Annotated in this window: 8 protein-coding genes; 6 read left to right on the top strand and 2 right to left on the bottom strand. The window is 63.7% G+C overall.

Annotated features, from left to right (window positions below):
• The first annotated feature begins 4 nt into the window (after positions 1-4).
• Positions 5-1210, top strand: coding sequence for a 3-oxoadipyl-CoA thiolase (pcaF, locus tag V6F88_RS07655; protein WP_332608696.1), 1206 nt, complete (start codon positions 5-7; stop codon positions 1208-1210).
• Positions 1211-1348: 138 nt separating this feature from the next.
• On the opposite strand, the gene V6F88_RS07650 is transcribed toward pcaF, so the two are convergent.
• Together V6F88_RS07650 and V6F88_RS07645 are read right to left on the bottom strand one after the other, a co-directional pair.
• The gene (locus tag V6F88_RS07650) at positions 1349-1750 is read right to left on the bottom strand and encodes a DUF192 domain-containing protein (RefSeq protein WP_332608966.1); all 402 of its coding nucleotides are present in this window, start codon (positions 1748-1750) and stop codon (positions 1349-1351) included.
• A 203-nt stretch (positions 1751-1953) separates the two neighbouring features.
• Positions 1954-2199, bottom strand: a complete 246-nt coding sequence (locus V6F88_RS07645) for a cold-shock protein (RefSeq protein ID WP_006220277.1) — start codon at positions 2197-2199, stop codon at positions 1954-1956.
• 227 nt (positions 2200-2426) lie between these two features.
• On the opposite strand from V6F88_RS07645, the gene clpS reads away from it, so the two are divergent.
• The 5 genes from clpS (at position 2427) to V6F88_RS07620 (ending at position 14048) form a co-directional block, all read left to right on the top strand.
• Positions 2427-2741: an ATP-dependent Clp protease adapter ClpS gene (gene clpS / locus V6F88_RS07640; RefSeq protein WP_006220276.1), complete on the top strand. Its 315-nt coding sequence runs from the start codon at positions 2427-2429 to the stop codon at positions 2739-2741.
• Positions 2742-2892: 151 nt separating this feature from the next.
• Positions 2893-8121, top strand: coding sequence for an alpha-2-macroglobulin family protein (locus tag V6F88_RS07635; RefSeq protein ID WP_442880208.1), 5229 nt, complete (start codon positions 2893-2895; stop codon positions 8119-8121).
• Positions 8118-10337: a penicillin-binding protein 1C gene (pbpC, locus tag V6F88_RS07630; RefSeq protein ID WP_332608695.1), complete on the top strand. Its 2220-nt coding sequence runs from the start codon at positions 8118-8120 to the stop codon at positions 10335-10337. The genes V6F88_RS07635 and pbpC overlap by 4 nt, the downstream gene beginning before the upstream one ends.
• Positions 10338-10374: 37 nt before the next feature.
• Complete coding sequence (gene clpA / locus V6F88_RS07625; RefSeq protein ID WP_232294760.1) at positions 10375-12705, top strand: ATP-dependent Clp protease ATP-binding subunit ClpA; 2331 nt, start codon at positions 10375-10377, stop codon at positions 12703-12705.
• Positions 12705-14048: a paraquat-inducible protein A gene (locus V6F88_RS07620; protein WP_332608694.1), complete on the top strand. Its 1344-nt coding sequence runs from the start codon at positions 12705-12707 to the stop codon at positions 14046-14048. Before clpA ends, V6F88_RS07620 begins: the two co-directional genes overlap by 1 nt.
• The last annotated feature ends 37 nt before the right edge of the window (positions 14049-14085 follow it).

Genomic DNA, 14085 nt, shown 5'->3' with positions numbered 1-14085 from the left:
TCCCATGACCGTGAATGCCTTTATTTGTGATGCGATCCGTACTCCCTTCGGCCGCTACGGCGGTGCGCTGGCCAGCGTGCGTCCTGATGACCTCGCCGCCGTCGCCATCAAGGCGCTGGTAGCGCGCAACCCCGGCGTGCGCTGGGAAGAACTGGACGACGCCATCATGGGCTGCGCCAACCAGGCGGGTGAAGACAACCGCAACGTGGCACGCATGGCCACGCTGCTGGCCGGCCTGCCCATCGAAGTCCCTGGTGCCACGGTCAACCGTCTGTGCGGTTCGGGCCTGGACGCCATCGGCACCGCCGCCCGCGCCATCCGCGCCGGCGAAGCCGGGCTGATGCTGGCCGGCGGCGTTGAAAGCATGAGCCGCGCGCCCTTTGTCATGGGCAAGGCCGACAGCGCGTTCTCGCGCAATGCCGCCATTTTCGACACCACCATCGGCTGGCGCTTCGTCAACAAGCTGATGAAGGCCCAATACGGCGTCGATTCGATGCCCGAAACGGCCGAGAACGTCGCTGATGACTTCAACATCAGCCGCGAAGACCAAGACCTGTTCGCGCTGGCCAGCCAGCAAAAGACGGCTCGCGCGCAGAAAGAAGGCGTCTTCGATGCCGAAATCGTGCCGGTGTCGATTGCTCAGAAAAAGGGCGATGCCATCGTCGTCTCCAAGGACGAGCATCCGCGTGAAACCAGCCTGGAATCGTTGGCCAAGCTCAAGGGTGTGGTCCGCGAAGGCGGCAGCGTCACGGCCGGCAACGCGTCGGGCGTGAACGACGGTGCCGCCGCGCTGTTGTTGGCTGACGAAAAGGCCGCCGCCCGCCACGGATTGACGCCGCGCGCTCGTGTGGTCGGCATGGCTACGGCCGGCGTTGCGCCGCGCATCATGGGTATCGGCCCCGCTCCGGCCACGCTGAAGGTGCTGGCCCAGACCGGCCTGACGCTGGATCAGATGGACGTCATCGAACTGAACGAAGCCTTTGCCGCGCAGGGCCTGGCCGTGCTGCGTCAACTGGGCATCGCCGACAACGACCCGCGCGTGAACCCCAACGGCGGCGCCATCGCCCTGGGTCACCCGCTGGGTGCGTCGGGCGCCCGCCTGGCTACCACCGCGATCAACCAGCTGCACCGCACCGGCGGCCGCTATGCGCTGTGCACGATGTGCATCGGCGTGGGCCAGGGCATCGCGCTCATCATCGAACGCGTCTGAGCCGAACTCTGAGCTCGACGCCTGAAGCCTGAAGTGTTGTTTTTTCCGCCGCGTGTTTCGCGGCGGAATCAAAAAAGGGAGCCTCTGGGGCTCCCTTCTCGCATCTGACCGGCGCGCTGACGCCCTGTGGCCCCCGGGTCAGGGCAGCCCGTCGATTTTCCGGCCTGCCTTGATGCCATGTTGGTCGAACCAGCCTTGGGCCATTTCCAGGGCGTAGCGCACGGGCTTGCGCGCGCAATGCGGATCTTCGGTCTGCGGGGCCATGTCGTCGATATTGACGATCGTGCCGTCGTCGGCGATAAAGGCTATCGAGAGCGGCAAAAGCGTGTTGCGCATCCAGAAGCACTGCACGTCGGGCTGCTCGAAGACAAACAGCATGCCGTCGTTGCCGGGCAGTTCTTTGCGGAACATCAGGCCGGCTTGGCGCGTGGCGTCGGTGTTGGCAACTTCGGCGCGGATAATATGGATGCCTGCCGATAGTTGAGTGGTGGGCAAGGACGGTTGCGGACCGGTTTGCGCCTGGGCGCCCGCGCCCAGCATCAATGCCGCGCTGGCCAATGCCGCCGATACGGCTTTAAGGAATGCGGGTTTCAAGAACGCCGTCGTGAACAACGTAGGAGTGACAGGTAATAACTTCGCATTCTTCAGCATGACTGGCGCAGTAAAAAGAAAATAACAAGGCGGGGCCCGAAAGCCCCGCCTGGATAATGGTGCAACCTTACCGCTGCACTTTATAGGGTAATTTAGGCGGCCGTGATATTAAGCGCCTGCTTGCCCTTAGGCCCCTGGATGATTTCGAAAGCCACTTTCTGGCCTTCCTTCAGGGTTTTAAAACCATTCATCTGTATGGACGAGAAGTGGGCGAACAGATCTTCACCGCCGTCGTCGGGCGTAATGAAGCCAAACCCCTTTGCATCGTTGAACCACTTGACGGTACCCGTCGATTTGGGATTGTCCCCTTGGACGGCGGTTGCGGTCGTATCAGACATGCGGACTGCCTCATTGAATCGTATGTTGACAGAAGGGCATCGCGGTCTAGACCTCTGTCCCCCCCTCCGGCTTCCTGGCAGATTTTCGATGAGTTGAAAACCCCAGAATGCGCTGATAATGCGCCGCTTTTCTTCGTGTCGTCAAGTATGGAAACTACGTATTTCCGCGTGTAATTTTAAGTAAGTTGCACGTTAGGCGTCCCCAGTTTAAATAGAATAGCCGCCCTATGAGTTCTACCTTGGATACCCAGCATGATTTGGCCGTCGAGAAGGCACCGGCACGCGCCGCGCCGCCTCCGATGTATCAGGTTCTGCTGTTGAACGATGACTACACGCCGATGGAATTCGTCGTGAAAGTCCTGCAAAAATTCTTCAATAAAAATCATGAAGAGGCCACGCGGATCATGTTGCAAGTGCATCACGAAGGGCGCGGAGTTTGCGGGGTGTATCCCCGTGATCTCGCCGCCACCCGCATCGCCCAGGTAGGACAGTACGCGCGGGCGCGCCAGCACCCGCTGCAATGCGTGATGGAACCCGTTTAATACCAAGAATGAAGACGCCGCCCTCGAAGGCGGCGTTCTGCTGTGCGCCAACGGCACGGCAATGTCCGCGTTTGGGGAAGCGCGCGGATCCGGATGGTCGGCAGCTCCGCCGCTAAGGAGCGTTGTATTCGAGTAGGCGGAGGGGTTTGCCGTGAGTGGAAAGGTTAGTAAGACCTGGCTGGCGGTTGCCGGCGTTGTAGTGTTGGCCGGCGCCATAGGCGTGGGCTGGTGGATGGGCAAGGACAAGCAGGCGCCGGCTCCGGTGGCGGCCCCGGCGGCGTCCGCCCCGGCTCAAACCCCTGCGGCGGCCCCGCCGGGCGAAGTAAAACCCGCCCTGGGCGCCAGCGCCACGGTCGGCTCGCCCGACCCGTTCGCGGCGCTGACCTGCCAACCGCGCCAATATAACGACGCGCTGTCCCTGTCTGTCACCTTCACCCAACCGGTGGATGCCAAGGCCAAGCTGGATGACTTCCTTCAGGTCACCGATCTGGGCGCGTCGTCGGGCAAAGCCGACCAGGACAGCGAAACGGCCTCCAATGCCGGCGACCAGCCCGCCTCGGTGAAGCCGGGCGACTCCGCCCCGCAAGGCAAGATCGTGAAAGGCAGCTGGATCGTGGGTGACAACCCGCGCATGGTGTATTTCCCGTACATCCAGCCGCAACGCAAGTACGCCATTACCGTGCGCTCCGGTTTGCCGGGCGTGGGTGACAAGGTTGTGCTGACGCAGTCGTCCAACTGCGAAGTGAACACGCAGGCAATGCCGCCGTCGTTCTATTTCGCCAGCCGTGGCGTGGTGTTGCCGGCCGGCCAGAACGGCGGTTTGCCCGTGGCCACCGTGAACGTGCCCGAAGTGGACGTGCAGTTCCTGCGCGTCGCGCCCGACCGCGTGCCGGAACTGTTTGAAACGGTGCTGGGCATTGGCCGCAATACCGCCCAGGCATCGGATGACGAAGAAGAGGGCGGCTACAACGAAGAAGACAGTTGGCGCTATTCCGACAACCGCGGCCTGAAGGGTTCGGTCAGCAACTGGGATCTGGACCGCCTGAATTCGCTGACCACCAGCGTCTATCAAGGCCGCTTCATCACCGACGACAAGCCGAACCGCCGCCACGTGACCTTCCTGCCCGTGGAAGGCGTAAAGGAACTGCAAGAGCCCGGCATCTATATCGCGGTGATGAGCCAGCCCGGCCGTTTCCGCTACGAATACCAGGTCACGTACTTCTACGTCAGCGATATCGGCCTGCACGCGCGCCGCTACAGCGACCGCGTGGAAGCCTATTCCGTATCGCTGAAGTCTGGCCAGGCCATCTCCGGCGCGGTCTTTGAATTGGTTGACGGCGCCGGCAAGACGCTGGCCAAGGCCGCCGCCGATGGGCAAGGCCATGTGCGATTTGACGGCAGCTTCACCAACGCGCGCGTCATCCGTGCATCGCGCGACAAGGAAATGACGGTATTGGCGTTGGCCGAGCCGGCGCTGGACCTGTCGGAGTTCGATACGGGCGGCCATGTATCGCGCCCGAACAACCTGTTCGTTTACGCCGGCCGCAACCTGTATCGCCCCGGCGAAACGTTCAACGTGTCGGTGCTGCCGCGCGATCTGGACGGCCGCATGCTGACGCCCGCACCGTTGACGGCGACGATCAAGCGTCCCGATGGCCGCGTCGTGCAAAACACGCTGTGGCAGCCCAAGAAGGATCTGGTCGGCTATGTCGAGCGCGCAATCGAATTGCCTCTGGACGCGCAGACCGGCTCGTGGCTGCTGGAACTGCGCGTAGACCCGGCCTCGCGCGCACCGGATGCGTCGTGGAAGTTCCAGGTCGAGGAATTCCTGCCCGAGCGCATGAAGATGGCGCTGACCTCTGATCAAGAGGTGCTGTCGCCGGACGAGGAACTGATTGTTGACGTGCAGGGCGACTACCTTTACGGCTCGCCCGCCGCCGGCAACCGCCTGCTGTCCACCTTCCAGGTCAAGCGCGACCGTTTCGCGCAGGCCCAGAAATGGCCCGGATTCATCTTCGGCGACGTCGCCGATGACACGCGCCGTACGTTTGGCGAACTGCCCGAAGAGGCGCTGGACGAGAAGGGCGCAGCACAGATCAGCGTCAACCCCAACGCGGCAGGCACGCATTCCCCCATGAAGGTGCGCGTGTCGGCCAGCCTGCTGGAATCGGGCGGCCGCCCGGTCGTGCGTTCCATTGAACGCAGCGTCTGGCCCGCCGACAAACTGATCGCCGTGCGTCCCCAGTTCGATAGCGACGTGGCGCGCGAGAGCGCACCCGCCGGATTCGAAGTGATCCGCGTCAACGCCCAGGGCGAGATCCAGCCCCTGGCCCAGGCCCAGATGCGTTTGTTCCGCGAAGAACGCCAATACTATTGGCGCTTTGACGATCAGCGCGGCTGGAACAGCGGCTATACCGAAACCGAAGAATTGATCGATTCGCGCGAAGTGGCGTTGAACGATCGCGCCCAGCTGACCGTGCCGGTCAAGTGGGGCCGTTACCGCCTTGAAATTGCCGACCCGGAAACGGGTGAGACGATGCGCTACCGCTTCTATGCGGGCTGGAACGCGCAGGACGCCGACGCGATGGGCAACCGCCCCGATCGCGTGCAGATGAAGCTGGAAGGCGTGCCGGCCAAGCCGGGCGACACCGTCAAGGTCACCTTGACGCCGCCGCACGACGGTCAGGCGTTGGTCACCGTCGAAGGCGACCGCATGCTGTGGTCCACCTGGGTGGCCGTGAAAGCCACGGGCACCGTGGTCGAAATCCCGGTCAGCAAGGACTGGAAGCGCCACGATCTGTACGTGGCCGCCGCCGTGTTCCGCCCGGGTAGCGAAGGCGACCGCGTGACCCCGGCCCGCGCGCTGGGCCTGGCGTTCCTGCCGATTGCCAGCACCGACCGCAAGCTGGATGTGAAGCTGACGGCCGCGCCCAAGGCCGTGCCCGAGACCAAGACGACGGTGCGCGTCAAGGTTGACGGGGCACAGGGCAAGCAAGCCACGGTCACGCTGTCCGCGGTGGACGTGGGCATCTTGAACATCAACCAGTACGCCACGCCCGACCCGCTGGATTATTTCTTCGGCAAGCACCGCTACGCGCCCGAACTGCTGGACATGTACGGCAAGCTGATCGAAAAAATGGACGGCACCAAGGGCAAGCTGAAGTGGGGCGGTGACGCCGCCATGCGCGGCGACAGCAAGAGCCTGCCCAAGAAGGTCAAGCTGGTAGACCTGTTCTCGGGTCCGGTCACGCTGAACGCGCAAGGCGAAGCGGACATCCCGCTGGACCTGCCCGACTTCAACGGCACCTTGCGCCTGATGGCGGTGGCCTTCACGGCCGACAACTACGGCAGCACCGACACCGAAATGGTGGTGGCCGCGCCGATCGTCGCTGAACTGAACACGCCGCGCTTCATCACGCCGGGCGACCAGGCCGCCATCGCGCTGGACTTGACCAACCTGAGCGGCGCCGAGCAAAAGATCAGCATCAAGCTGGAAGCGCTGGACCCGCTGGCCATTACCGATGGCGTACGCACGGTGACGCTGAAAGACAAGCAGCGCACCACCTTGCGCTTTAACGCCACCACGACCGGTTCGTATGGCCTGGGCCTGATGCGCCTGACGATCGACGGGCAGGGCGGCGCCAAGCCCGTGCACCTCGTGCGCGAATCGGTGTTGCAGGTGCAGCCGGCCTACGCGGGCGAACGCCAGGTGCGTCGCCTGCGCCTGAATCCGGGTGAAACCAATGTGGCGCAGGCCTCGTGGGTGTCGTCCTACTATCCGGATTCCGCGCTGGTCAGCCTGACCGTGTCGAATCGCCCGCCGTTCAACGTGAACAAGCTGGTCGAAGGTTTGCTGGCGTATCCGTATGGCTGCGCCGAACAGACCATCAGCCGTGCCTTGCCATGGGTGTTGATCAATGACGCCGTCGCCAAGCAGTTCGGCCTGAAGCCGCATTCGCAGGTGGAACGCGCCGCGCAGGTGTCAGGCGCCATCGGCCGCCTGTCCGGCATGCGCAACGCGGTGGGTTCGTACAACCTCTGGAGCGGTTCCAGCTCGCGCGATGTATGGCTGACGGCCTATGCCGTCGGCTTCCTGCAAGACGCGCGCGACCAGGGCTTTGAAGTGCCCGAAGCCACGCTGGACCGTTCGCGCCAATGGCTGCTGGAGCAAGTGCAGCAGACGTCGAACACCTTCGGCACATGGTCGGTGAACCTGCGCCGCAACGTTGAAGCCGGCCGCATCGACGGCAGCGATGCCAACATCCTGCGCGAAGACCACCGCCGTTTTGCCGGCTTGTCGACCGCCGTGCTGGCGTTGGCTCGCGACAAGAAGGCGCCGCTGTCCACGGTGCGCCAACTGTTCGACAACTACCAAGAGCGCGCGCGTTCGCCGTTGCCCCTGATCCAGTTGGCGGCCGCGTTCAAGCTGATGGGCGACGAAGGGCGCATGAAGTCCGCGCTGGACGCCGCCATGACGCGCGAATACGGTTTCCCGCGACGCAATTACAACGGCTACTACGACGAATGGCTGGGCGACTACGGCAGCAGCGTGCGCGATTACGCCATGTCGTACGCGCTGGCCAACCAGTACGGCCTGAAGCACGAGCGCCTGGAAAACCTGCTGACGCAACTGACTTCGCGCCTGGGCAACCGTTCGTACCTGTCCACGCAGGAACGCATGGCGCTGTTGATGGCGGCACGCGCCATCGGTGGCGACAAGGGCACGCCGTGGGAAGCCGCGTTGACCGTCAATGGCGTGCGCAAGCCGCTGGACGGCGGCAAGACCGACCAGACGGTCGGCCTGACGGCGGCCGATCTGGCCAACACGCAAATCCTCAACACGGGTGCGCAGTCGCTGTTCCTGGAATACGACATCCAGGGCAGCCCGACGGTTGCGCCCAAGCCGCGCAACGACGTGATCCAGCTCAAGCGTGGCTGGTATCGCCCGGACGGCAAGCCTTGGGATGGCGGCACGCTGCAAAGCGGCGACATGCTGGTGGTGTGGGTGCAGGCCAGCGCCAACCAGAACATTCCGGATGCGCTGATCGAGGACCGTGTGCCGGCGGGTTTTGAAGTCGAAAACCTGAACCTGTCGCAAAGCCCCGAGATGCAGGAATGGACGATAGGCGGGCGCCGCGTGGCCGAAGCCATGGCCGATTCCAACATCAAGCATCGTGAGTTCCGCGATGACCGATACGTGGCCGCCGTGTCCCTGGGGCGTGGAAAGGTCGACGTGTTCTACCTGGTGCGCGTCGTGACGCCGGGCCGCTATGCGGTGCCCTCGACCGTGGCGGAAGATATGTATCGCCCGGAAATCCGCGGCGTGGGTGAGCAATGGAGCACGGTCGAAATCCGCGATCGCGGCGCCAAGCGTCCTTGACCGCCGCCGCCACCCCCACGGCGGGCGCCTTGCGCGCTCGCCGCTGGCGGCGGCGCGGCATCATCGCGGCCAGCGTGTTGTTTACGCTGGCCGCGTTGTTATTCGTGCTTGACCGCCTTTACCCGCTGCCGCCTGTCGATTCCGGCGGCGCCGCCGTGGTCGTGGCCGCCGATGGCACGCCGCTGCGCAACTACCCCAGCCGCGATGGCATCTGGCGCTATCCGGTCACGCCGGACCAGGTGTCCCCGCGCTACCTGGAAACGCTGCTTACGTACGAGGACCGCTGGTTCTACTGGCATCCCGGCGTCAACCCGGTGGCGTTCGCGCGGGCCGGCTGGCAGTGGGCCACGAACCGCCGCATCGTTTCGGGTGGATCAACCCTGACGATGCAGGTCGCCCGCTTGATCGACCCTCAATTGGCCGGCAAGCCGTCGCGTTCCATGTCGGCCAAATTGCGACAGGCGTGGCGCGCGGTGCAACTGGAAATGCACTACAGCAAGGATGAAATTCTGTCCTTGTACCTGACCCACGCGCCCATGGGCGGCATCGTGGAAGGCGTGGAAATGGGCTCGCGGTTGTGGCTGGGCAAGGCCGCCCGCGACCTGGGGCCTGCCGAGGCCGCGATGCTGACCGCCTTGCCGCAAGCGCCTTCCCGGCTGCGGCCCGACCGCCGCCCCGAGGCCGCGCAGGCCGCGCGCGACAAGGTGCTGGACCGCATGGCCGAACTGGGCCGCTGGACGCCGGCGGAAGTGGCGGATGCCAAGATCGAAAACGTCGTCGCGCCGCCGCTGCGCGCACGCTGGCTGGCGCCCTTGGCCGCGCAGCGCCTGTTGCAGGAAGCCGGTACCAAGACCACCGCAAGGCGGCCGGGCCAACGCCCGCCGCTGGTGTCGTCGACGCTGGATGCCGACATGCAGGCATCGGTGGAACGAATGTTGCTGGATCGGGTCGATAGCTTGCCGCCCAAGGTTTCCATGGCGGTGCTGGTGATGGATAACGATACGTTGGAGGTCAAGGCTTACGCGGGGTCCGCCGATTTTTCCGACGATACCCGTTATGCCCACGTGGATATGGTGCGTGGCGTGCGGTCGCCGGGTTCTACTCTTAAACCGTTCCTGTATGCGCAGGCGCTCGATGAAGGGCTGATCCATTCGGAAAGCCTGCTGATCGATGCGCCGATGTCATTCGGGGGCTACGCACCCGGCAATTTCCAGGCCGCTTTTTCGGGCCCGGTCAGTGTGGCGCAGGCGTTGCAGCGGTCGTTGAATGTGCCCGCCGTGGACTTGCTGGACCGTGTCGGCCCCGCCAGTTTCGCGTCGGTTATGCTGACCGGCGGCGTACGGTTACGAATGCCGGCGGGGGCCGCCCCAAATTTAAGCTTGATTTTGGGCGGGGGTGGCACCACATTGGAAGAACTGGTCGGCGCTTACCGGGCTTTGGCCCGCGATGGCGTCTCGGGGCGGCCCCGTCTTCGGACAGAGCAGCCTCGAATCGAGTCCCGTATGATGAGCCCTGGAGCCGCCTGGATTGTTCGCGATATCCTCGAAGGCGGCGGGCATCCCGACCGGCCTTTCTACCAGTCGGGCAGCCCGACCCGGCGGCTGGCCTGGAAGACCGGAACCAGCTTTGGTTTCCGGGACGCCTGGGCAATTGGGGTGACCGACAGATGGACGTTAGGCGTCTGGGTCGGTCGTCCGGATGGCACGCCAAACCCCGGTTTCTTTGGGGCGAATGTGGCGGCGCCGTTACTGCAAGATATTGTGGCCGCGTTGCCGGAAGGCACGCAGCAGGTCCGTAGCCGGCCCGAAACGGTGCAGGCGGCGGTCACATGTTGGCCACTGGGTTATCGGTTGGGCAGCGTGCCCTCGGGGCAATGTCCCGAACAGCGCGCCGCGTGGCTGTTGAACGACACGGCGCCGCCGTCATTTGCCGGTTACGCCGACGCTACCCAAGGGCCGTTGCGCGTGGGTGGCGTGGCCAGCGGTTCGGTCCTTCGGCCCGTGCCGGGCAGCCGGCAGGTGGCGCTGGATGTGGATGTTCAAGGCGCCGAAGGAGAAGTATGGTGGATGCTTGATGGGCGCGTGGTGAATCACGGCGCGTCGAGTCATCCGTTTAAATTAGTGCTGGCGCAAGACGGCCGGTATACGCTAACCGTCATGGACACGCTAGGCCGCCACGATAGAGTGGTTTTTGAAATCGCTGGCGTTACGCCATGATCGGCATAGAATATGAATCGTGTATTTGACCGCTTCGATGCAATACGGAGGAAGCGTGATTTCTCAAGAGCTTGAAGTCAGCCTGCATATGGCTTTCGTCGAGGCCCGTTCGGCCCGGCACGAATTTATTACCGTCGAGCACCTGCTGCTGTCGCTGCTCGACAACGCTTCGGCAGTCGAGGTTCTGCGCGCTTGCGCGGCCAACCTCGACGACTTGCGCCGCAACCTCCGTCAGTTCGTTTCGGAAAACACTCCGGTGATTCCAAGCGGCGCCGAGGTCGACACGCAGCCGACGCTGGGCTTTCAGCGCGTGATCCAACGCGCAATCATGCATGTTTCCGCAGGCGGCACCGGCAAGAAACCGGTGACGGGCGCAAACGTGCTGGTGGCCATTTTTGGGGAAAAGGACTCGCATGCCGTGTACTACCTGCAACAGCAGGGCGTCACGCGGCTGGACGTCGTCAATTTCCTGTCGCATGGCATTACCAAACAGCCCCAGGTGGAGTCCGCCGCCGTGCAGAAAGAGCAGCAGACCAACGGTGAAGAGCAGGGCGAATCGCGTCAGTCGCCGCTTGATCAATACGCCACGGACCTGAACGCCGCCGCGCTGGCGGGCCGCATCGATCCCCTGATCGGACGCGAGCACGAAGTCGAGCGCGTCATTCAGGTGTTGTGCCGACGCCGCAAAAACAATCCGCTGCTGGTCGGCGAGGCCGGCGTGGGCAAGACCGCCATCGCCGAAGGCCTGGCCTGGCGTATCACGCGCGGCGAAGTCCCCGAAATCTTGCAAGCCGCCCAGGTCTTTTCCCTGGATATGGGCGCGCTGCTGGCGGGTACCAAGTACCGCGGTGATTTCGAACAGCGCCTGAAGGGCGTGCTCAAGCAGATTCGCGGCAACCCCGATGCGATCTTGTTCATCGATGAAATCCATACGCTGATCGGCGCCGGTTCGGCCTCGGGCGGCACGCTGGACGCGTCCAATCTGCTCAAGCCGGCCCTGTCTTCGGGCCAGCTCAAGTGCATCGGCGCCACCACGTATACCGAATATCGCGGCGTCTTTGAAAAGGACCACGCGCTGTCGCGTCGCTTCCAGAAGATTGACGTGCCCGAACCCAGCGTCGAGCAAACCGTGCAGATCCTGCGCGGCTTGAAGAGCCGTTTTGAAGAACACCACAGCGTGCGCTATTCCGCTGCCGCGCTGTCGGCGGCTGCTGAATTGTCTGCCCGCTTCATCAATGACCGCCATCTGCCCGACAAGGCGATTGACGTTATCGACGAAGCCGGCGCCGCCCAGCGTCTGCTGCCGCGTTCGCGCCAAAAGAAGGTCATCGGCAAGGTGGATATCGAGAACATCGTGTCCAAGATTGCCCGCATTCCGCCGCAGTCGGTCTCCAACGACGACCGCAGCAAGCTGGCCACGCTGGACCGCGATCTGAAAACCGTGGTGTTCGGCCAGGACGGCGCCATCGATGCCTTGTCCGCCGCCATCAAGATGGCGCGCTCGGGCCTGGGCAAGCCGGAAAAGCCCATCGGCGCTTTCCTGTTGTCCGGTCCCACGGGCGTGGGCAAGACCGAAGTAGCGCGCCAACTGGCGTTCACGCTGGGCGTGGAACTGCTGCGTTTCGATATGTCGGAATACATGGAACGCCATGCGGTGTCGCGATTGATCGGCGCGCCGCCGGGATACGTCGGGTTCGACCAGGGCGGCCTATTGACTGAAGCCATCACCAAGCAGCCGCATTGCGTACTGTTGCTGGACGAAATCGAAAAGGCCCACCCGGATGTGTTCAACATCCTGCTGCAGGTCATGGACCACGGCACGCTGACCGACAACAACGGCCGCAAGGCGGACTTCCGCAACGTCATCCTCATCATGACGACGAACGCGGGCGCCGAAACCTTGAACCGTCCGTCGATCGGGTTTGCCAATTCGCGGATGCTGGGCGACGAAATGGCGGAAATCCGCCGCATGTTCACGCCCGAATTCCGCAACCGCCTTGACGCTATCATCCCGTTCGCCGCGCTGGACCGCGAGGTCATCCTGCGGGTGGTGGACAAGTTCCTCATGCAGCTGGAAGATCAGTTGCACGAGCGCCGCGTGGAAGCCGTGTTCACCACGAAACTGCGCGAACACCTTGCCAAGGAGGGGTTCGACCCACTGATGGGCGCGCGTCCCATGCAACGTCTTATCCAGGACACCATCCGCCGCGCACTGGCCGACGAGCTGCTGTTCGGCAAGTTGGTGGACGGCGGTTCGGTCACGGTGGACCTGGACGACACGGGCAAGGTCACGCTGGACTTCGACGACAACGGGAAACCGCCGTCTTCGGACGCGCCGGACAAGCAGGAAGTTGAACTGATCGATTGATGACCGCGGACAGCCAGCCGCTGATCGAGTGCGAACATTGCGCAAGCGTATATCGCCGACATCAGCTTGAACCTGGTGAGACTGCCAATTGCGCCCGCTGCGGGGCCACGTTGTGGCGCTACAGCGGGCTTACTTTGTCCAATTGGCTGGCGCTTGCCATCACTGCCCTGATTGTGTTCGGGGTGGCTAACGCCTACCCGGTCGCTTCCATGTCCGTGCAGGGCATGGTGCAAGAGGCGTCCCTGCTGGACGCCATTTCCATTACGTGGCGCCAAGGCCACTGGGTGGTCGCCGTGATGACGGGCCTGGCCGGCTTTGCCTTGCCGCTGCTGCAACTGACGGTATTGCTGTGGGTGCTGGGCCCCTTGTCGCGGGGCCATGAGCCCGTCGGGTTCCGGGGCACCATGCGTCTGCTGGGCTTTCTCGGGCCGTGGTGCATGGTGCCGGTGTTTCTGCTGGGCGTGCTGGTCGCGGTGGTCAAGCTGGCGGGCATGGCGGCGGTGCAACCCGGTATCGGGCTAGGTGCCTTCGGCTTGCTGACCGTTTTTCTGACGATGCTGGGGCGCTTGTCGCCGCACGTGCTGTGGCGTTACGCCGAAACGGTGGGAGTGGCCCCGGTGCACATTCCCGAAAGCGGTCCGGACTCCGTCCTGGCCGGATGCCATGTCTGTGGGCAGGTACAAGCCCTGCCACGCGATGCCGACCCCGAAGAAGATCATCACTGCGTGCGTTGCGATGCCATCGTGCATTACCGCAAGCCGGACCACGTGGCGCGCACCTGGGCGCTGCTGCTTGCCGCGGTTGTGTTCTATATCCCGGCAAACGTCCTGCCTGTCATGCAGGTCAGTTCAGTGCTGGGTGACAGCGCCCATACCATTCTGGGCGGCGTCGTCGAGCTCTGGCAGATGGGGTCGTGGGATATTGCCCTGATCGTGTTCATCGCCAGCGTGGCCGTGCCGCTGACCAAGCTGTTGGCGTTGATCCTCTTGCTGCTGACCGAGCAATGGCGCAGCACCACCAATCTGCGGCCACGTACCCGCTTGTATCAGATGGTCGAGTTCATAGGCCAATGGTCGATGCTGGACGTTTTTGTCGTTATATTGCTGGCGGCGCTGGCCGATTTTCAGGGGCTGATGGAGATCAGCGCCGGTGCGGGGGCGGCGGCGTTCGGTGTCGTCGTGATTCTGACCATGCTGGCGGCCATGAGCTTTGATCTGCGCCGCAGCTGGGATCTTGAAGGCGAAGTCGATGTCGACTTCGACGCGCCCGAGATCGAGGGCCGGGCGCATTCGGCCCAGGCGGCGCATCACGCGCCGTCCGTGACAAGCAGGGAAGTGGGTTAGCAACAACCGTGGTTCCCGCTCAAGAAGAAAAAGGAAA

This window comes from Achromobacter sp. ESBL13, assembly GCF_036668755.1.
In the GTDB taxonomy this organism is placed as follows: domain Bacteria; phylum Pseudomonadota; class Gammaproteobacteria; order Burkholderiales; family Burkholderiaceae_B; genus Achromobacter.
The sequence above is the reverse complement of the archived record's forward strand: the minus strand, read 5'-3'. Positions and strand labels throughout refer to the sequence as shown.